Origin of the sequence: Helicobacter sp. MIT 05-5293, assembly GCF_000765665.2 — a bacterium.
Lineage (GTDB): Bacteria > Campylobacterota > Campylobacteria > Campylobacterales > Helicobacteraceae > Helicobacter_C.
Window position 1 is genome coordinate 94,136 of record NZ_JROZ02000004.1, and the last position, 18,945, is coordinate 113,080.

General features: G+C 36.8%; 27 protein-coding genes. 9 read left to right on the plus strand and 18 right to left on the minus strand.

Features of this window, described 5'->3' with window-relative positions; genetic code table 11:
• The 13 genes from LS68_RS07970 to LS68_RS08025 all read right to left on the minus strand — a co-directional run bounded on the left by LS68_RS07970 (window position 1) and on the right by LS68_RS08025 (window position 7,779).
• Window positions 1–864 carry a DNA adenine methylase gene (locus LS68_RS07970; RefSeq protein WP_052100445.1) on the minus strand — a complete coding sequence of 288 codons (864 nt, stop codon included), beginning with the start codon at window positions 862–864 and terminating at the stop codon, window positions 1–3.
• A 131-nt stretch (window positions 865–995) separates the two neighbouring features.
• On the minus strand, window positions 996–1,340 hold the full coding sequence (locus LS68_RS07975) for a hypothetical protein (protein WP_052100447.1): 345 nt from the start codon (window positions 1,338–1,340) through the stop codon (window positions 996–998).
• Window positions 1,341–1,784, minus strand: coding sequence for a YopX family protein (locus tag LS68_RS07980; RefSeq protein WP_052100449.1), 444 nt, complete (start codon window positions 1,782–1,784; stop codon window positions 1,341–1,343).
• Window positions 1,785–1,801: 17 nt separating this feature from the next.
• Window positions 1,802–2,689, minus strand: a complete 888-nt coding sequence (locus LS68_RS07985) for a hypothetical protein (protein ID WP_138091368.1) — start codon at window positions 2,687–2,689, stop codon at window positions 1,802–1,804.
• Between the two features lie 65 nt (window positions 2,690–2,754).
• Entirely contained in the window at window positions 2,755–3,726 is a 972-nt protein-coding gene (locus LS68_RS07990) for a DNA methyltransferase (RefSeq protein WP_138091370.1), read from the minus strand.
• A gap of 12 nt (window positions 3,727–3,738) precedes the next feature.
• Entirely contained in the window at window positions 3,739–3,888 is a 150-nt protein-coding gene (locus tag LS68_RS09600; protein WP_158621834.1) for a hypothetical protein, read from the minus strand.
• Window positions 3,875–5,569 (minus strand): helicase-related protein, encoded by a 1,695-nt coding sequence (locus tag LS68_RS07995; protein ID WP_138091372.1) that lies wholly within the window; start codon window positions 5,567–5,569, stop codon window positions 3,875–3,877. The genes LS68_RS09600 and LS68_RS07995 overlap by 14 nt, the downstream gene beginning before the upstream one ends.
• Window positions 5,570–5,579: 10 nt before the next feature.
• A complete protein-coding gene (locus tag LS68_RS08000; RefSeq protein ID WP_034371607.1) occupies window positions 5,580–5,822 on the minus strand; it encodes a hypothetical protein in 243 nt (80 codons plus the stop codon).
• Window positions 5,812–6,177, minus strand: a complete 366-nt coding sequence (locus LS68_RS08005; RefSeq protein WP_034371609.1) for a hypothetical protein — start codon at window positions 6,175–6,177, stop codon at window positions 5,812–5,814. The genes LS68_RS08000 and LS68_RS08005 overlap by 11 nt, the downstream gene beginning before the upstream one ends.
• An 11-nt stretch (window positions 6,178–6,188) precedes the next feature.
• Window positions 6,189–7,070, minus strand: coding sequence for an antA/AntB antirepressor family protein (locus LS68_RS08010; protein ID WP_034371610.1), 882 nt, complete (start codon window positions 7,068–7,070; stop codon window positions 6,189–6,191).
• Window positions 7,071–7,073: 3 nt separating this feature from the next.
• The gene (locus LS68_RS08015; RefSeq protein WP_034371615.1) at window positions 7,074–7,319 is read right to left on the minus strand and encodes a hypothetical protein; all 246 of its coding nucleotides are present in this window, start codon (window positions 7,317–7,319) and stop codon (window positions 7,074–7,076) included.
• On the minus strand, window positions 7,319–7,519 hold the full coding sequence (locus LS68_RS08020) for a hypothetical protein (RefSeq protein WP_034371619.1): 201 nt from the start codon (window positions 7,517–7,519) through the stop codon (window positions 7,319–7,321). The genes LS68_RS08015 and LS68_RS08020 overlap by 1 nt, the downstream gene beginning before the upstream one ends.
• Complete coding sequence (locus LS68_RS08025) at window positions 7,516–7,779, minus strand: hypothetical protein (protein WP_034371622.1); 264 nt, start codon at window positions 7,777–7,779, stop codon at window positions 7,516–7,518. Before LS68_RS08025 ends, LS68_RS08020 begins: the two co-directional genes overlap by 4 nt.
• A 174-nt stretch (window positions 7,780–7,953) precedes the next feature.
• On the opposite strand from LS68_RS08025, the gene LS68_RS08030 reads away from it, so the two are divergent.
• Together LS68_RS08030 and LS68_RS08035 are read left to right on the plus strand one after the other, a co-directional pair.
• Window positions 7,954–8,571, plus strand: coding sequence for a S24 family peptidase (locus tag LS68_RS08030; RefSeq protein WP_034371625.1), 618 nt, complete (start codon window positions 7,954–7,956; stop codon window positions 8,569–8,571).
• A 14-nt stretch (window positions 8,572–8,585) separates the two neighbouring features.
• Window positions 8,586–9,188: a hypothetical protein gene (locus tag LS68_RS08035; protein WP_052100360.1), complete on the plus strand. Its 603-nt coding sequence runs from the start codon at window positions 8,586–8,588 to the stop codon at window positions 9,186–9,188.
• Here LS68_RS08035 and LS68_RS08040 read toward each other — a convergent pair whose 3' ends face one another.
• The 4 genes from LS68_RS08040 to LS68_RS09605 all read right to left on the minus strand — a co-directional run bounded on the left by LS68_RS08040 (window position 9,189) and on the right by LS68_RS09605 (window position 11,198).
• The gene (locus tag LS68_RS08040) at window positions 9,189–9,593 is read right to left on the minus strand and encodes a hypothetical protein (protein ID WP_034371629.1); all 405 of its coding nucleotides are present in this window, start codon (window positions 9,591–9,593) and stop codon (window positions 9,189–9,191) included. It lies immediately after the preceding gene.
• A 19-nt stretch (window positions 9,594–9,612) separates the two neighbouring features.
• Window positions 9,613–9,936, minus strand: a complete 324-nt coding sequence (locus tag LS68_RS08045; protein WP_034371631.1) for a DUF4325 domain-containing protein — start codon at window positions 9,934–9,936, stop codon at window positions 9,613–9,615.
• Window positions 9,933–10,763: a hypothetical protein gene (locus tag LS68_RS08050; RefSeq protein WP_138091374.1), complete on the minus strand. Its 831-nt coding sequence runs from the start codon at window positions 10,761–10,763 to the stop codon at window positions 9,933–9,935. Before LS68_RS08050 ends, LS68_RS08045 begins: the two co-directional genes overlap by 4 nt.
• A 258-nt stretch (window positions 10,764–11,021) precedes the next feature.
• Window positions 11,022–11,198 (minus strand): hypothetical protein, encoded by a 177-nt coding sequence (locus tag LS68_RS09605; RefSeq protein WP_158621835.1) that lies wholly within the window; start codon window positions 11,196–11,198, stop codon window positions 11,022–11,024.
• A 670-nt stretch (window positions 11,199–11,868) separates the two neighbouring features.
• Here LS68_RS09605 and LS68_RS08055 point away from each other — a divergent pair.
• From LS68_RS08055 to LS68_RS08070, 4 genes are read left to right on the plus strand one after another with little or no spacing between them, the layout of a single operon-like run.
• A complete protein-coding gene (locus tag LS68_RS08055; RefSeq protein WP_034371637.1) occupies window positions 11,869–12,054 on the plus strand; it encodes a hypothetical protein in 186 nt (61 codons plus the stop codon).
• Between the two features lie 33 nt (window positions 12,055–12,087).
• A complete protein-coding gene (locus LS68_RS08060) occupies window positions 12,088–12,564 on the plus strand; it encodes a hypothetical protein (protein ID WP_034371640.1) in 477 nt (158 codons plus the stop codon).
• Window positions 12,561–13,070, plus strand: a complete 510-nt coding sequence (locus tag LS68_RS08065) for a DUF1441 family protein (RefSeq protein WP_052100365.1) — start codon at window positions 12,561–12,563, stop codon at window positions 13,068–13,070. Before LS68_RS08060 ends, LS68_RS08065 begins: the two co-directional genes overlap by 4 nt.
• Complete coding sequence (locus tag LS68_RS08070; RefSeq protein WP_052100367.1) at window positions 13,067–14,782, plus strand: terminase gpA endonuclease subunit; 1,716 nt, start codon at window positions 13,067–13,069, stop codon at window positions 14,780–14,782. Before LS68_RS08065 ends, LS68_RS08070 begins: the two co-directional genes overlap by 4 nt.
• Window positions 14,783–14,820: 38 nt before the next feature.
• Here LS68_RS08070 and LS68_RS08075 read toward each other — a convergent pair whose 3' ends face one another.
• On the minus strand, window positions 14,821–15,510 hold the full coding sequence (locus tag LS68_RS08075; RefSeq protein WP_138091376.1) for a hypothetical protein: 690 nt from the start codon (window positions 15,508–15,510) through the stop codon (window positions 14,821–14,823).
• A 64-nt stretch (window positions 15,511–15,574) separates the two neighbouring features.
• On the opposite strand from LS68_RS08075, the gene LS68_RS08080 reads away from it, so the two are divergent.
• From LS68_RS08080 to LS68_RS08090, 3 genes are read left to right on the plus strand one after another with little or no spacing between them, the layout of a single operon-like run.
• Window positions 15,575–15,790, plus strand: coding sequence for a hypothetical protein (locus LS68_RS08080; protein ID WP_034371643.1), 216 nt, complete (start codon window positions 15,575–15,577; stop codon window positions 15,788–15,790).
• A gap of 1 nt (window position 15,791) precedes the next feature.
• Entirely contained in the window at window positions 15,792–17,147 is a 1,356-nt protein-coding gene (locus LS68_RS08085; protein ID WP_034371645.1) for a phage portal protein, read from the plus strand.
• Between the two features lie 49 nt (window positions 17,148–17,196).
• The gene (locus tag LS68_RS08090; protein ID WP_034371648.1) at window positions 17,197–18,945 is read left to right on the plus strand and encodes a phage major capsid protein; all 1,749 of its coding nucleotides are present in this window, start codon (window positions 17,197–17,199) and stop codon (window positions 18,943–18,945) included.

The following is an 18,945-nucleotide window of genomic DNA, read 5'->3' on the forward strand; positions in this document are numbered from 1 at the left end:
CTAATAATTCATAATCAACACTTCTTTAGCTACTTTTCTTACTTGCACATTCATAGAATATCTTACTTCTTTCGTCTGATTGATTCTAAAGTCCTTATACTGCTCTCGGACTAATTTACAATCATTATAACTTAGAATAAACTTACCTTTGATATGATGCAAAATATCCGCTAGGTCTCTATGTTCCTGTATTCCAAAGTCTCTTTGCATCTTATAGTAATTCTCTGTCCCCACATAAGGCGGGTCAAGGTAGAATAAAGAATCCTCGTTATCGTATTCCTTAATCAATTTTCTAAAATCCATATTCTCTATACAAACGCCTTTTAATCTTTCACTCCAAATAGAATAATCTTTATAGATATTCTTTGGAGAACGAGCTTTACACATTGCAAAATTATCACCTTTTGAGGCAAAGCTAAAAGTTAGCAGGCAATAATACAACACTGCTTTTTCTATCTTATTTTTAGGTTTAAATCTGCCTCTTTTAATCCTCTCAAAAATCTCTCTGCTACAAAGCATATTGTTGAGGTAAAGAGAAAAGGTTTGAGGGCTTGTCTTGATGATTGTGTGAAGATTAATTAAATCATTGTTAGTATCATTAATCACCTCTACATATTTGTCTTTACGCCCTTTAAAGTCAATAAAATCTCCTAGATTATAATCTTTGCTCATAATATCTTTTCTGCTAGGCTTAGCATACAGCACAGATAAGCCTCCTCCAAACACCTCAACATAGCGTTTATGTGGTGGCATAAGCTCTACTATATTTTGAGCGAGTTTTGATTTGCCACCTACCCAACCAAAAGGGGCTTTTAGTTTTGTGGGTGTAAGGAATTTGTAACATTTGTCAATAGGTTGAATCATCGTTTCTCCTTTAGAGTTTGTAATATTTTTTACCTTTGCAAAGCACTTTGGTAATATTTCAAACCTTTTAAGAGAATGGCTAAAATCTTAAAGGGGATTGTAGGGACAATTTCAAACGATAGGAGTAAAAATTACAAAATAAAATCTTTATCCCACTCATCAAAAACTATCAAAAAGAAATGATGTATATGAGGGAATGTTTTTTGAATAAACGCTGTTTCTTCGACTGATACCAACTCAAAAAGCTCTTGTTTGGATACATTTTTAATACCCACAAACTCTTTGCTAACCATTCTTTTAAGGTCATTTCTCTTAGGATACCCCAAAGTAAATACGATGACATCATAACTTTTGCTTAACCTCTTTTCCCAATAGGGAGTGCAAGGTCTTATTTCATATTTCTTAGAGCCATTTTTAACCGCCTCAAACCATTGCTTTTTAAGTGCCATAGTAAGCTTTTTTTGAATAAACGCCATTTACACCCTTTTATTGTGGATATTTCCAATCACTTCAATGCTATATTCTTTAATTCGCATTACTTCAAAATTCATTAATAAATCAATACCATCATCGTTTTCAACAAAAAAGAATGAGCCTTTATAGAATTTGACATATCCTTTTTTTGGTAATAAAACAGAATGAGTAAGCTCTATAATATCTCCCTCATAGATTTTCTTGCCCTTAGAATCTTTTAGCCCTGTGTAAAGCTCAATTTCGTAATCGTTTTTAGAATCTTCTAATAATGGATATTGATTGATTCCTACATACCTTTGCTCATCAAAGAAAGCATCTCCAAATTCAATAAAGTGTGCGTCTTTATCATCTTTTAACCATTCAGAGAAACGAGCAAAACCTACGCACTCCATATACTCTTTATTGTCATAATCCCAAACCCGAAAATCAAAATTACTTAGTTTCATTATTGTCTCCTTTTATTTCAACTCGCCTCTTTAATCCACGCTTCAAAGGTATATCTATGCCTTAGGTCCATTAGCATTTGGCATTGTTTGGCAAGCAATTCTATATTTATCCCGATTAGCCCTACTGCTCCGATACTCTTAGCCATATCATCAAGCACAGATATAGCCTCATTGATACTCTCATTTTCGATGCTTTGGAGAAACTTCCCCTTTAGCTCAAAGGTCAGCTCCAATCGCTTCCATTGTGCAAATCTATCGGGGATTCTCTCTTTGTGGTAATGCTTTTGCTTGTGATACTTATCATAGAGTAAGATTCTACTTAGATTAAAATACCTTGAACGCTCAATGATATGATTACCATAGAGGCTTTTACCCACGCTTATGATATTCCCACCACTCCACTTATGACTTTGAATACCAAACCAATCTTTGAGTTTATAATCCACACTTTTAGGCTCATCAAAATCATACGCCAAGTCAAAGCTATAAGTCTTAAACCGCCTCACAAAAGCTTTGAGTATCTTAAAAACTTCACTTTGTATGTCTTTACTGGGCTGATGCAGTCCCGCAAAGACTATCATCACGTAAAAATCAAGCTTCTTTTTGTTTTTACGCGCTATGGAGTGAAGCTCTTTGGTATTTTCGAGGAATAAAATCGTATTGCTTAGGCTTTTTACACCTCTTTTAAGGCTGATATAGCGCACCTTAAAAGGGTATTTCTCACTCTCACTTTTAAGGCTCTTAAACTTATCCTTGCAGTAGGTTTGCACTTGTTGATTGCGCGTGGTAGCCCTTAGTTTTGCATACAACTCTAGCTTTTTGAGAAACTTCAAAGCCATAGCCTTTGGGATTACAAAGCGATAAGAATCTATCCCCGCGCTGTATTTTTGCTCTTTTTTGCCCACTTCTTACTCTTTTTGTGCTTTCTTTACTCACTCACTACTTTTCATTAAAGCCTTAGCCCGCCACTCTAAAAAGGCATATCAAACAAGCTTTGCTTTTCACTGATTGCTTTTTTGATATTTGCCTCTGCAATGGCAAAGTAGCTCTCTTTAAGCTCACTTCCCACAAACCCGCGATTTTGTAAAACCGCTTGATAGCCCTCACTCCCTATACCCATAAAGGGAGAAAAGACTATCTCACTCTTATTACTCCATAGCTCGATGCACCGCTCTATCACATCAAGCTGCAAAGGGCAAATATGCTTTTCATCTTTACCATCTTTAGCAAGAGCGGTGTTTAACACATTCGTTTGAGCGATGTCAAACCACACAGGAGAAGCATATCTCTGCCACACTTCAATGCTATAGAGCCTTTGTGCTTCATTCACACTCCGCATAAGCGCACTTTTATCAATCTTTGGTGCAAGATATGAGCTACCGATATAGTCATAAAATCTCTCCGCTCCATTTTCATTGCACACAGGCACATTATCCTCATACACGCATTTGCGCATTACGATAATATAGTCTGCCATTCCCTGCCTAGAATATGCAGAATCCTTACAAACCTGCTTATACAAAAGCCCTTGATTCTTTGTGCGCTGCATTTCTATCACAGGGTCTTTCCAAATGGTGATGCGTGAGTGATAGGTCCAGCCACACTCTTCATGCGCTTTGATAATCGCCCCCGCAAAATCTACCAACCCAGAAGCTCCATTGCGGTTTTTATACTTAGGCAAGTCCTTGCAATGAATAGCAGTAAGCCTACCATTACGGGTGATTCTAAACTTCTCTTTGATGAGGTATTTGTATTGATTAAAAAACTCCTCATCATTTGCGCAATTCCCCATATCCGCTAAATTATCACTATAAGTGTAAAGATTAGCAAAAGGGGGAGAATACACACTAAAATCTATTGCTTCATCAGGCAAAGACTTTGCTAACTCCACGCAGTCTGTATGATAGATTGCAATGCGCTCTTTTTCATTGATGTATTCCATTTTTACTCCTTTTTAAAATTCACAAGCAACGCTATCGACACATTTAAGCCTAAAAGCGTCTCCTATATCTTTGTATCGGAGATAGATAAGCCCCTCCCACACAAAGTAATACTTTAAGCTATACCTTGCATTACGCCCTTGCACCATTCTATAACGCCTCATTTTTAGCCCCTTTTGCCCTCTCACTAGCTTGTAAAAAGAATGGCAGGGTAAAGCCCTTATTCCAGCTGTGTTTTAGCTCACTCACGCTTCTACTTTGGCAAATGCTTTGCGTCATTTTTTGCTTCATTACATCGTGTTGGTGCTTTTTATTTTGCAAGTTATGGAGTATCTCCACTTCGCTTGTCGATAAAATCACATTAACTATCACTTCGCTCTTTTGCCCAAAACGATACATACGCCTTATGGCTTGATAGTAGCTCTCATAGGAGTAGTTTAATCCCAAAAATGTCATATGATGCGCATTTTGAAAATTCAGTCCAAACCCTGCTATACTTGCTTTTGTGATAAGAATAGGAATCTCACCATTGCTAAAAGCGATAAGGTTTTTTGCCTTATATTCTGCACTATCACTCCCCCTTATCTCTACGATACCATTAAACTCACCACTTAACGCCTTTTTGAGCATATCAGCCTCAAGGTTGGTATCCACCCATATAAGATGAGGTGTGCTACCCTCCTGCCTTAAAATCTCGTTAAGTTTTTCTATCCTAGCAGCCAAAGAGGCTTTTTTGTTTTTAGCCAAAGTCGTGGCATTTGAACTAGGCAAGGCAAATAATGCCCCCTCTACATTATATAAGGCATTATCAAAATCCACATGATGGATTATTTCTCTCAAAGGCGGTAGCACAAACGCACTTGCGTCATAGCCTAAATCTGAAGGGGAGGATATACACTCCGCCCAGCTTGCCACCCACTGCCAAAAGCTCTCCTCTGCGTGTTTTTTGAGTCGATAGCCTCCCGCATTCATGCTATCATTAATGAAAAATCGCATTATCATCTCAAAGCTTGGCATCACCCCTAAAAACTCACTATGATTACCAAGCTCTAAGTAATCATTTGGACTAGGCGTAGCCGAACAAGCAAGTTTATAAGGGGTATTTTTAAACTTCTCACACAAAGCTCTCTTTGTAGCCCCCGTAAAGCTTTTTAAAATACTGCTCTCATCAAGCACAATGCCGCCTATATCCTCGCAACCTTGCAGATTCTCTAACTGCTCATAGTTGGTGATATTAAGCCCATTGATAATCTTGTCATCCTCTACCCTATGGAGTTTAAAGCCAAATCTCTCCGCTTCTTTAAGCATTTGAAACACCACTGCCAAAGGTGCAAGGAGTAGCACGGGCTTATTTGTGTGCAAATGCACACAATGCGCAAAATTCATTTGCGTGATGCTCTTACCTAGCCCCGTATCCATAAAAAGTGCGTATCGCCCTTTTTCACACGCCCTTTTGACAATCTCTCTTTGATAGTCAAAAAGATGCCTATTTAGCCACTCTTCCTTAGCCTCAAATCCCACTCTCAAGCTTAATTGCCTTTTATTTTTGACAAAATCAAAATAATCTTCATTCATCATAATCTCCTTTATCTTTACCATTGCACTTTTATAAATACTCATCACTTCAGGACGCGAGATTCCAAGCCTTAGGGCGATTTCATTAAAACTCAAGCCCACGCTATCTTTTCTCTCTAACCAATCGCTAGGCGATAAAAACCCCTCTCCCTTGCGTAGCACATACCCCGCATACCCTTTCCTATCTCGCGGATTCATATCCTCAAAAAAGACGATTTCTTGCGGATAATGCTTTTTAAGTGCAGCGAGTATTTTCTTTGCCTCTTTCATTGGCTCACCTTTAAAACTTGAGTTGATTATGCACCATAAAGTCCGCCAAATCCTGCGCCATCACCACTCTTTTACCCTTTAGTTGTGTGTAGCTTGGCAAATCTTTTGCCCCTTGAGTGAATTTATTGCGTATCGTGGTTTCACTTAGCCCAAATATCTCACCGATGTCCTTTTCACTAAGCACCGCTCCATAGCGTGTAACAATACTTTGCGTGAGGGCTATCACAAGGCTTTGATGAAAGTTAAGACTCATTTTGCCCCTCCCCGCTCTTTTGTGCCTCTAATTCCTTATCAATGTCCTTATCTTTCACCCCAAAGAAATCTTGCATTGCGCTAGTGTGGTTTTTATAGCACTGATAGTCATTCAAAGCCCTTTTAAAAATCAGCAGTTCATTCACAAGCCTCCGCCCACTATCCATAAGCTCATTAAATCGCTGCATATCCTCTTTTGCACTTAACACTTCCTCTTCATTTTTAGCATAGAGTTCTAAGGTATCAAGGAATCGCCACTCATCGCTAAAATTCTTAGATATGCCCTCAATGCTGCAAATCATCTGACAAATCTTCTTATCCAAGCTATACAAGCCTACTAAGTTTTTATAAGTCATTCCATGCCTCCTTAGTTAATCAAATCATCATTACTCAAATCCCGCACAAAACCTAAAGCTTCCTCAAACTTGAGGCTAGGTATCTCGCTGTATCGAGGGACATAAAACTTGCTTTTAAGCCTCTTATAAATTGCCCGATAATACGCAGAGATGACCCTTTGGGTAATATTTCGCCCAGCTGTGAGCTCTTTGACCTTGAGCTTTACCTCATCACTTATTGCACGCTCTTGCCACGCCTCCAGTCGCTTGGTAGATTCTAAGACTTGCACCTTCTTTGCGATAACTTCAACATTCCTTTGTGTCGCCTCTAAGGCTTCAATCTGCCCTTTGGCTATCTCAAGCAGTGAGCGCATATCATTATTGGGGAGCATTGCTTGAGCTCTTTGCTCATAGTCGATGAAATACTGCCTGACCCTCCGCCCGATGTCGTTTTTCTCTAGCATCGCAATGTGTTTGGCTATCTCTAGGCTGATGATGTATTCTTTTTTATTATGTGGGGGATTTTGCCCCTCCTCATAGACTTTATGCGCCTCACTCTGTCCCTCTTGCTTAAACTCATAGAGATGCGCCAAACTCTCAAAAAGCCTTAGTTCTCCACTTGAATGGCTTTGTGTGCTTTGTGTTTTACGCCGCGCTCCATTTTTTTGTGGAGCGATTCTTTGCACACTTACGCCCTTTTCCTGATGCACTGCCTTCACGACATTATGTGCGATAAATGTAGGCAGCAGGAGATAATCCACCCCCTCTTTTGCCCCGCACACCTCTAAACGCTTCTTTATCCAAGTGCTAAAGTCCTGCTTTGAGCATAGCTTATCGTGTAGCTCCCTTGCACTCACTGCATTGACTTGCACCCCTTTAAGCCTTACAGCCTCAATATGAAAAAGCTCATTCATTTCTCACTCCTTTACTTCATTATGAGATGATTGACTTTGCACCTCATCTGTGTAGGTCAAATACCCTCCAGCAATAAGCCTATTAACTGCCTCCCTTACAGAATCAGAGCGAAAACCAAAGGTCGTCTTTTTATAAATGATATGCTCTAATGTCGGGTGTTTGATATTAAAAGCCTTTGCCATTGCGCTCACATTCCCAAAATCTTGAGAGATTTTTTTCATATTTGCCCTAAATACTAAGCCTTTCATTACTCTACCTCCACATAACACATTACAACCTGCAAGAGATGGTCATAATCACCACTCATTGCTTCACTCTTAAACTGCTCTATCTCTTTTGCCTCTACCTTTGCCTTTTTCATTGCATGAACCACTCTGCCCATAATGGCAAAGGCATTGCCGTCCTCGCCAACTAATCTAACTTTAATATGAGGATATTTAGCACTCATTGCTCACCTCTCCATTTTGCTAAAAGCCTTTGGCGTTTATCCACACGATAGGTTTCAAACGCTTCCGCATAGCTCATCACCTCGCGTGCAATCGCTCCATAAGCCCTGATATTTGCCACGACAGCAAAGCAATAGTCTAAATGACCCTCTTTATCCCTTTTTGCGACTTGATGTCTTTGTGAAAACAACTTTGGCAGTATTGCTCGATACTCCATTTCACGCTCTTTGTAGTATCTTTGATATTGCTTATTGTGTTTCATTTCCTACTCCTTATATAAATTTATTACAAACATTATATAGTTAAATTGAAATATTGTCAATATGAAATTATATAAATTACAAAAGTGTTACTATGTAATGAGGTATATTTAGAATATGTTATGTATAAACTATGCTTTTATTATGGTATAATCACAAAAAGAAGGTATAAGCATATGGAGACAAAAGACTTTAAGGCACTCACTGAAGAGATGAAGGCGTTTTTTGATGTGAGCAGTATTGAAAAGGTAGCAGAAAAGCTAGGCAAATCAAGAGCAACAGGCACAACCTGGAGAGGTAGAAAAATGATACCTAGTGATGTTTTATTGCAATACAACCTCCTTAAAGCCCAAGCAGGAGAAGAGCCAAGCTTTCAAAAATCAAAAGCTAAAAATCCAGCTATCACTTATTATCCAAATATCAAAGCCTCCGCAGGGTATGGAGCGATGAATGAAAACGAGGAATACATAGAGATTGATAGCAATATCCTAGATGTTATCAATCTCCCTAAAAAGCTTGATATGATACAGATTCAAGGAGATTCTATGCACCCCTACCTTCATAATGGCGATTTTGCACTCATAGAACGAAACAAAGAGGCAAAAAATGGTGATATAGTCATCGCCAACTATCAAGGCGACCTCTATGTCAAACAGATTCAAAAAAACCCGCAAAATAAGAGTATATCACTTATCTCATCAAACAAAGACTACCCAAGCTTTGAAGTCAAAGAGGAAGATTTAGAATCCCTTATGATAGTAGGGATTCTTAAAGGTGCAATTAGAGCGTATTAATAGGGAGGGTGATTATGAAAAAAGTTACATTGTTGCTGATAGGATTGTTATTTTGGGGTTGTGATAGTCAATACACCCAAGAAACAACATTAAAGACTTTAAAATCTCACGCATTTCAGGCATTTTATGGAATGCCAAGATATGATTCAAACAATGATTTTGATAAAAAAATTAATGAAATTGTAGAAGTCATAATGAAAGAACATAACATACCCCAAGATTTAAAGCAAAATTTCACAAACTGCATTCATTACACACTTTGGAATAAATCAGATGAAGTTACACTTGATATTCCGATTAAATCTTGCGTCGGTGATTATAACAATAATATTTTGCAAAACACTACTTATTTTAATCCAAGCTTTGTAATGGGCAATTTTAGTAGCTGGGACGGAAGCAATGCTATTGTCGAAAGATTTATCAAAAGTAATATGAATGACGAGCAAAGTTATAAGCACATCAAAACAACCTATGCTATTCGTGGAATCGAGAATCCGCAAAATATATCAATTATCACCAATTTCAGTGGAAAAAATGCTTTTGGTGGTGTTGTCAAACAAACCGCTCATCTTAAACTCGGCAGTAAAGGTGAGATTTTAGAAGCAGAGGGATATTAATCAAGATGTGAGAATAGTAATGAGGTTGCTAAAATATTCTTTCAGACTAAGCTCTAAGTTATATACAGAATCGATAGTCTCTGTAAAAGAGCCTATCAAATCTTCATCATTTAAACTACCCTCATTATAATGATTAACTTTAAGTGCAAAATTTGACAAAACCTCCTCTTTCTTTTTTATCTTTATAAGTCTCAAATGCTTTAAGGCATTAACATAAGCATCAGGAATAATCATATTGGAAGTTTTATCTTGTCTATTTTTCACACTCTTTTTAAAAACATATTTCAAGACTTTTATACATTCTTTTTTATCAGCATCAACCATTGCTCTTTTGTCTTTAAATATAAGATAGCATAAATTTACAATACCTAGAATGAGTGCTATCAATGAAATAATAAAAGTCATTGTAGACTCTGACATTTCATTACAAACTTGCAAAATCTTTAAACTTCCGCTCTAAGTTTGGATTTGTTTTGCTAAAGAGTCTTACTCTTTTGCTTAAGTTTTCAAACCCTCCCATTTCCTTGCTCAATGGAGCAAACGCTTCGGATAAAAAAGATGGCGTAAATGAAGTTTTTATATTGCTTCCATCAATCTCTATAAAATCGTATTTTTCTAATAAACCTCGCAAGACATCTTCTCTAAAAGCCTCACCCGAAAACTTGCCTAAACTTTTGTATCTAGGACCCGGTGTCTCACTAAATTCTTTAGCAAAATCATATACTAGTGGCTCTTTTTCTTGTTTCATTTATTACCTCCAATAGTCCATCTTATCAAAGTTCCTTTAATAGGCTTAGAAATTCGAGCAGTTTTGCCATTATAGCTAGAATAAAATAAATTTTCCGTAATAACTTGCAAATTTGCTTTTCTTGTAGTTGATATTTCCTTAATAAATTGTTTAAAAGAGATCATCCCACTCCCTCTCTTGATTTTGCTTTTATCTCTCTTATATTTTGACAAATCTGTTGTGCATAGTTTTTCAAGTGTCCTATCCTTTCCAAATTTGATGATATATCGTCTAATAAGTTTGCCAAGATGGGTGTTTTTACTTTCTAATGATTTAAAAATCCCCATACCAATATCATAAAATATAAATTCTAGCTCATCTTTTTGCTTATCGTATGAGCCTAAAAACCATATTTGTTTATTTGTATTATCTTCGCTATAAGCATGTTCAAAAGAATTTGCACATGCCTCAAAAACAGCATCAAACAATCTATCTTTATGTTGAGAATCAATGCCATGCGCTTGCGTAAAAAAATTTATTATTTCTTGGTGAAATCCATTATCTGGTATTTGAGCACCACTTAATGCCTTGATTCTAAGAAAGTCAATATCTTTTTCATATCGTGGAGGATTAACACATAGTGCGTCCCAAAATCCAATGACAGCAAGTCGTTCGTCAATATCCTTAAAAGGTGCTAGTTTCTTATTTCTGTATAATTTATTAGAATTAAATATATTATTAATATTGGCAGTCAATAATAAAATGCTAGTATTATCTATCCTTTCTAATTCTCTTAAATCTATTGATATTTTGTTTCCCTGTTCCAAACAACTCTGGCATTCTGTCATAAACTTATCACAATCTTTTATATCATCAGGGAAGATTATGGTATTTGGAAGTTTTATCTTATAAGGTTGTTTTTTGGCATAAGGATTTCCTGACTCATTAATTTTGTGTATCTTTTTTATTAGGCTTTTTATGTTTTCTTTTGAAATTATTTCTTACTCTATCTCGTTGCCTAATATTATAAGCTTTTGAAGTCCAAGATGATTTTTTAACTCTTACTCTCATATGATTAATTATCTACAAATACTCTTAATTTCCGATTAAAACGCACGATACCCTCCCCCTATTTTCACACCCAAATCCACACATAAATTTCCGATTAAACACAACGATACAAAATCCACTTTTCCGACAAAAATGCCCCTTTGTATTTGCCTCTCTTTCCGACAAATCAGCCCTAATGCCAAAAGCCACACAAACGCAAACAAGGGCTTCACTCACCATACACTTACCCAAAATCAAAAGGACATCTTAAGATGTAAGGTTTTGCACTCCCCCTCTCTTAATTGCAGATTCTATCCCCTCACTCTCCTTATAGAATCTCATAAGACTTAAGGCAATATTTAGTTTGACAAATTCGTTACAATTTACTTATTTTACAGAATCTCATCACAAATCCTCTAAGCATATATCAACTCTCATCTCATTGCATCTCACTCATTTTATAAAATCTCCCAAAGCATACATCATTTTCAAACCTTTAAAAGATTTTAACCCTTCATCTCTACTCCATCTTGGAAAACTTTTTAAAGATTCTAATATTGTCTTTTTATTTAAGTGGGTCCTTACTTAGCAAACCCTCCCCTGCGGTTGCCAAGCGCGGGATTTGGGGATTTTTGAGGAAAAAATAGCGATTTCATATTCATATAGAATCTATAATTTTAATCTCAAATGATAGTTTTCAAAAACTGCATATAGGTATTTTACAAGGGTTTTTAAGTCAAAGAAGTATGCAAAATACCAAAAAAACATTCAAAGCTTAAAAAAGCTAAGATTCTATATGAACTCGAAGCCTAAAACATTTCATATAAGGGGTTTTGGTATGTTAGATTCTCTAAAAATAGCAAGGAAAAAGAATAATCCGCTATTGTGCCTAAAGGATTTATGATGTTAGATTCTGCAAAATTAGCAAATGAAGTGATGAGTAAAATGCAGCAAAAAGGTTTCAAAAAAAGTAAAGAGAATGAAGATTTTATCATTAGCTTGAGTGAGGCTTTCATAGAGCATTTGAGACAAAATGCAGTGGTAGAAACTAAGGGCAATGCAGCAGCTCAAATAGGAAGTATCAAATGAATCTAAAGCTTAAAGCATAAAAAGGACTGATAAATGTATGGAGAAGCAAAAATCTACCTTGCTAAAGTGATTGAAGTGCAAGGAAGCAAAGTCAAAGTGGAATATACACATACAAAGAGTGATTTTGTGCCTTATTTGCAAACAAGCAATACCTTTAAAACACATTTTACGCCTCCACAAATTAATGAAGTGGTGATATTTTTTAAGTTTGAACGCAGTGGGTTTGTGATAGGCTCAATATTGCCCCCACACATCACACATACACAAGAAAATCAAGAAAGCATTACCTATGCAGATGGCACAATCATCACTTACAAAGATGGCATTTTAGAAATAGATAGCCTCAAAGAGCTTATCATAAAATGTAAAAATGCTAAAATAGAGGCTGATTCTATCACTCTTGGGGAAAATGTGAGTGCATTAAGTGGGGTGGTTACAGGGGAATGTGTATGCCCCTTTACAGGCTCTCCTCACGCAGACTTTAGCCAAAAGGTAAAAGTGGCTAAATGATTGTATCAACTTTGCAGTTAGGAGAGCTTTTAGGCTTAAGCGAGAGACATATTTATAATCTTGAAAAAGCTGGGATTTTGAGCAAAGAGGATAAAAATCAATGGGACGCGAGTAAAAATATCCAAAGCTATACGATTTATAAGATTGACCTAGAGGCACAAAATAGCGATATAGGCAAGGTGAGAATAAGAAGGGAATTAGCAGAGGCAAAGCTTAAAGAGCTAAACTATAAAGAAAAAATGGGACAGCTTATCCCTTTAGCAACCATCGCAAAAGAGCTAGAAGACATTGCCATTGTGGTAAGTAATAAACTCTATGCCCTGCCTCATATCCTCAAGCGCAAACACAAGCTTAGCCAAAAAGTCATTGATGAGCTGCAATCTCAAATACAGCTGATACTCTTAGAACTCAAAGACCCTGAAATCTACACACAAAAAGCCCTTGAAGTAGAATCTCAAATAGCGCAGGATAAGGAGCTACAAAACTTGCAAGAGTTAAACAAATGACATTAAAAGAAATCTTTGCACAATCAATCTTTTTAAAGCCCAAACTCAACCTCTATGAATGGAGTGAGAAATACAGGGTATTAAGCCAAGAATCTAGCGCACTCTTTGGTAAATTTAATGCCCTAAGCTATCAAATCGAGCCGATGCGCTGCATCAGTAATCCCAATATAAGAGAGGTGGTTTTAATGTGGGGAGCGCAGCTGGGAAAGAGCGAGATTCTCAATAACACCATAGGGTATTATATCCATCAAGACCCTAGCACGATATTATTCTTACTCCCCACAGAAGATATGGCAGAAGATTACAGCAAGAGGCGTTTAGCTCCTATGTTTAGGGATACAAAAGAATTAGCCGAGCTTATTTTTGATAGAGAGGCAAATAATACGATTTTGATTAAAAATTTCAAAGGTGGGAATCTCGCACTCGTGGGGAGTAACTCTCCCTCTAAGCTTTCAAGTAAGCCTATTAAAGTGCTGATTGTTGATGAGGTGGATAGATGTGAAAATACCAAAGAGGGGCATAGCATTGACTTAGCGCAAAAACGCACAAATACTTATTATGATAGAAAGATTATTAAAGTCTCTACACCGACCATTAAAGGGCATAGCGTGATAGAATCCGAATATGAGCTAAGCGATAAGCGTAAATACTTCGTGCCTTGCCCAAAGTGTGGATATTTTCAAACACTAAGCTTTGAAAGAATTAAATGGGAGCAAAATGACAAAGGGGAGCATAACTTAGAATCTGTAGCTTACTCTTGCATAGAATGCGGGAGTTTATGGAGTGAGGTAGAGAAAAATAAAGCGGTAAGCTTAGGAGAATGGAGGGCTACCAAAAAGATAAAAGGAGAGAATCTCAAAGTAGGATTCTATCTTAATGCGCTGTATTCTCCCTTCTTTACACTCAAAGACATAGTCAAAGATTTTTTAGATTCTAAAGATAATATTGCGAAGTTTCAAGTCTTTGTCAATACGATAAAAGCAGAGTCCTTTGAGCCTCCAAGTGTGAAATTTCAAGAAAATGAGCTGTATAACAGAAGAGAGGATTACACGCCTACTACGCTAAGTGATGATATTATCTTTATAACCAGTGGTGTGGATATACAAGGCGATAGAATAGAGATTGAGTTTAAAGGCTTTGGGTTAGGCTATGAAAATTGGGGGATAAAGCATAGCATTCTTTATGGAGATACCAAACAAAGCGAAGTTTGGGGGAGGCTGTATAAGGAATTAAAAGAAGTGTTTTACACCAAAAGTGGCAGGAAATTACGCAGCTCTATTAGTTTGATTGATAGTGGATTTAATAAAGAGAGAGTGTATAGCTTTGTAAAACTTGATGCACGATTTTTTGCCTCTAAGGGGGCGAGTGAGAGTGAGCGCAAAAAAGACTTTATCACGCCGAGCAAGAAGGTAGCAAGTGGGGTTAGGCTTTTTAGCATCGGCACTTATGTGGGCAAATCAGAAGTCTTTAAACTTTTAAGGGTTGATGAGGTGGGAGCAGGATATTGCCATTTTGCCCAAAGCTACTCTTTGCAATATTTCGAGCAGCTCACCGCTGAAAAGCTTATCAAAACCAAAACGCCCAGTGGGTATAGCACATATCGTTGGGAAAAGATAAGAGAGCGAAATGAGGGGTTAGATTTATTTGTGCTATGCCTTGCAGGAGCGAAAATAATGAAGCTTGATAGCTTGGATTTTGTGAGGAATAATTAATAAAAATTTAAGTGAAAAAACATTACAATTTTGGCTCATTAGTCAGTGGCTCCTTGTGCCACACTTTCAATAAAACTTTTTAAATCCCTATCTATCAAATCCAAACAATCCTCTAAGAATATTTCTATTTTATCAGGCATTACACCAAAATAGAGTTTATACTTGTCATCAATGCTAATAAAAGTAGTGATACGAGGGGCAAAACTCGCTTTGTCATCACGCATAATGACTTTAGTTTTTAAGAGATTTTCAGCGTGAAAAGCACGATTTCTAATGGTGTGAAACCAATTAAGAATAATCTCTGACTTATGGCTCTCTCGCAATAATCGCTTTTTGCCATTATAATAAAACTTATTTGTATTGTGAGAATCATATTTTTTCAAGTCAAAGCCCTTATCAAAAACAAAAATATGATTATGCAGCTTGTGCTTGTTAATCATCTTACACCAAAATCCAAGATTTTGTCGTGAAACTAATTGATGATTGCAAAGATTTTTGCCTCTATATTCCGCTTCATTTTCACTCTCACACCAATCAACCCCTAACTTTTCTATTAAAATATCATTAACAATATTACGAATACAAATCTCTAGCACACAAAGCTTAGGAGCAATATTGCCAATAAGCCTTAAATTAGCAAAATGCTCTTGCAAACTTTGATAACTCTTTAATCTAATAGGTGAAAATAATAATTCTAGCTTTGCCTTTTCCATAAGGTATTGTAACAAACCCTCCTTTGCTTGCGTCTTAAAAAACCTATAATCGCTTTTAATCATTCTAAAAGGGATTAAAATGACCAAAGAAGAGAAGACGCACATCATTGATGAAGCAATCAATGAGATTCTAAGCAATCTCAAAAATGGCTTTGAAATCAGTGAATACGAGATAGATGGCATCAAAATCAAAAAGAAATCCCCCTTAGAGCTTATTAATGAACTAAGTAAAATCAAGTCAGCTCTACTGAAAAAATCTACACCAAGTAGCGTCCAATATGTTTTTAGGGGATAAAATGGGCATATTTGATTTTTTTACAAAAAACAAAAAGGTTAAAAACGAGAGCAAAAAGAGATTTTATGCCACTCCGAGCCTTTATCCCAGTGAGCTAGAAAAAAATGAGATTCTCTCACTCATTCATAACGCCCCCATAGATTCTCACATTAGAGCTATTCGTTACCAAGCGCGTAATATCGCTACAAGCTCTGCGCTCATAAATGGATATTTTGACACCTTAGACAAAGAGATTTTTGGGGATAATGGCATTATTTTAGATTTGCACACACAAGATTCTAAACTCAATACCGACATAGAAAATAAATGGTGGGCGTGGAGGGAGCATATCCCCTATTGCGCACTTGATTTTTGGGATATAGAATCTTTAAGCTTACTCTATCTCAAAAGAGATGGAGAGTGCTTTATCTATATCAATGAAACAAAAGAGGGCTTAAGCCTTAAAGTCATAGACCCCGATAATGTCGATGAAAGTATTGATAATCCTGCGCAAAATATCCACAAAGGCATTGCTTTTGATGAGCAAGATATGCCCATAGCATATTTTATCACTGATAGTAATGGGCAAAGTCAAAAAATCCCAAGCTCTCATATCTTGCATTTTTTTAAGCGCGTTTCTATCTCTCAAGCTAGAGGCTTAAGCTCACTATCTTCAGTGATTTATCCAAACTTCCAAAAGGATAAATTTAAGAGTGCAGAACTTAAAAGGGCGAGATTACAAAGTGAAATCACAGGGTTTTTTATCCCTAATGAAAGAGAGGTGATTCCAAGCTTTGATAATGGCGAGGAACAGGGAGAAGCACAAAAAGAAATTATGTCAGTAGCAGAAGTAGGCAAAATGACTTATATTAATGATGATATAAAGCCCTATTTTACAGAATCACATAATGCGACTAATATAGAATTTTTCATCAAACAAACTGATAAAGAAATTGCTAAGGCTTTAGGGATTAGCTACTCTACACTCACAGGAGACTTAAATGAAGTCAATTATAGCTCTATCAGGCATGGAAGCAGTGAGCAAAGGAGGCAATTTAGAGGATTGCAAAACTTCATCATTCGCAATCTCCATAATAAAGTCTTTGAAGCGTGGGTGAAAAATGAAATCAAAAGAGGCAATATCGCCATCAAAGACTATCACACCATATTAGAGGGCTATACCTTTAAGCCTCAAGGTTGGGAATATATCGACCCCTATAAGGAAACTAATGCAAATAAAATAGCCCTAGAGAGTGGGCAAAAAACCTTAAGTGAGATTCTAAGAGAAAAGGGCAAAGAGTTAGATTCTCATATCCAAGAACTCATCAAAGAAAATGAAGTCTATGACATCTTATCCAAACGCAAAAAAGGCAAATAGCCTTTGCGTCTTAAAAAATCTACAATGCTAAAAAACAAAAAGGAAGGCAATGTTTAAAGACACAAAAGCTTTAAGCTTACAATTTCAAGATTGTAGCATTAAAGAGAGTGATTACACGATTAGCTTCACCGCTTTAAGCCATAATGCACGCATTAAACGCAGTGGATTCTTTGGTGATTTTTATATCAGCATTGATACTGATAACATAGATTTTAATGCTAAGACATTCTATCTTGACCATAATGTAAGCTTCAAAAATGCCATAGGGAGCATTAAAGAGTTTAAAAGAGATGAGAGCGGTAACCTCAAAGTCAAAGTGCAATTTTATGCAGATATAGAAGAATCTCATAACGCATTTTTAAAGTATCAAAAAGGCTTAAGCCAAAGCGTAAGTGTGGGCTTTGGAGAATGTGAAATAGAAGAAAGAGAAAAGATAGATAATCTTCCGCATTATCATATCAAAAGCGGAGAGATAGTAGAGCTTAGTGCAGTATGGCAAGGAGCTGACCCTAATGCGGTTATTTCTGCATTTTGCCAAACATTACAACATCAAACAAAGGAGGCGAGTATGCCACAAGCAAGTGCAAATACAACTTTTGAAGCAAATCAAACACAAGGAGAAATGATGAATCAAGAATCCCTCAAAACATATCAGGAAAAAGTGCAACAGCTCAACGCTCGTAATGAAGAAGTGAATCAAATCATCGAGCTTGGCAAAATCGCAAATGCAAGTGAGGCGGCACTCAAAGCTATTGAAAGCCAAATGAGCTATAAGGAATTTAGCCAAAGCCTTATTACAGATAATACAATCACACAAAACAGAATCTCAAAAGCTCCCAAAGATAGTGTGTGCTTCTCTTTGGCAAATTACGCTTTAAGCGTGGCAAAAGGTGAGCGTGTGGGAGAGATTGAGTTTAAGCAAGGGGCAAATGGACTAGAGATTCCCAATGATTACTATTCACGCTTTAGTGATGAACAAACCAAAAGCATTGATAGCACTTCAGCGGGATTTATCCCAGAGTATTACAGAAGTGATAAGTTTATCGAACAAGTCTTTGCGGAATCTCATATCCTTAGCCTTTGCGATAAGCTCACAGGATTAGTTGGCACACAAAGAATCCCACGAGATAATAGCAACATTAAAGCCTATTGGGTAAAGGAGGGGGAGAAAACGACCACTTCAAAGCTCGGAGCTGATTTTATCACGCTCTCCCCTAACACCCTTAAGGCAAAAGTGCTTATCACAAGGCAAATGTTAGGAATGACGCCTTTTGCTTTAGAATCTTATATCATCAAAGAAATCAAAAGAGCCATTCGTTTGCGCTTAGAAGAAGATTTACTTTATGGAGAAAAGAATGATGATTGCCCAATTAATGGGATTCTTAACACCACAGGCGTGCAAAGCATAGCAAATTATTTTACAAACACTAACTACAAAAAAACCCTCGAATTTGGCGGCAAACTCACAGACATTAATCTATCCATTGCCAACACGCACTTTGCGACTAATTCTAAGGGAATGATTCACCTTCAAAGCACACACTATGATGAGGATAGTGAAAAATATCTCCTCAATGAAAGAGCGACTTATCTAGCAGGGTATCGCTACTTTATGAATAATCTCATCAAAGATAATCACGCTATCTTTGGGGATTATAGCAATGTGCTTATCGGCACTTGGGGTGGTTTGCAAGTGCAAGCGTTAAAAGATGATGAGGGGGATTTAATTTTCACAGGATTTTATGATGTGGGAATGGAGCTCAAAAGAGCAAATGCCTTTGTGATAGCAAAATCTTAA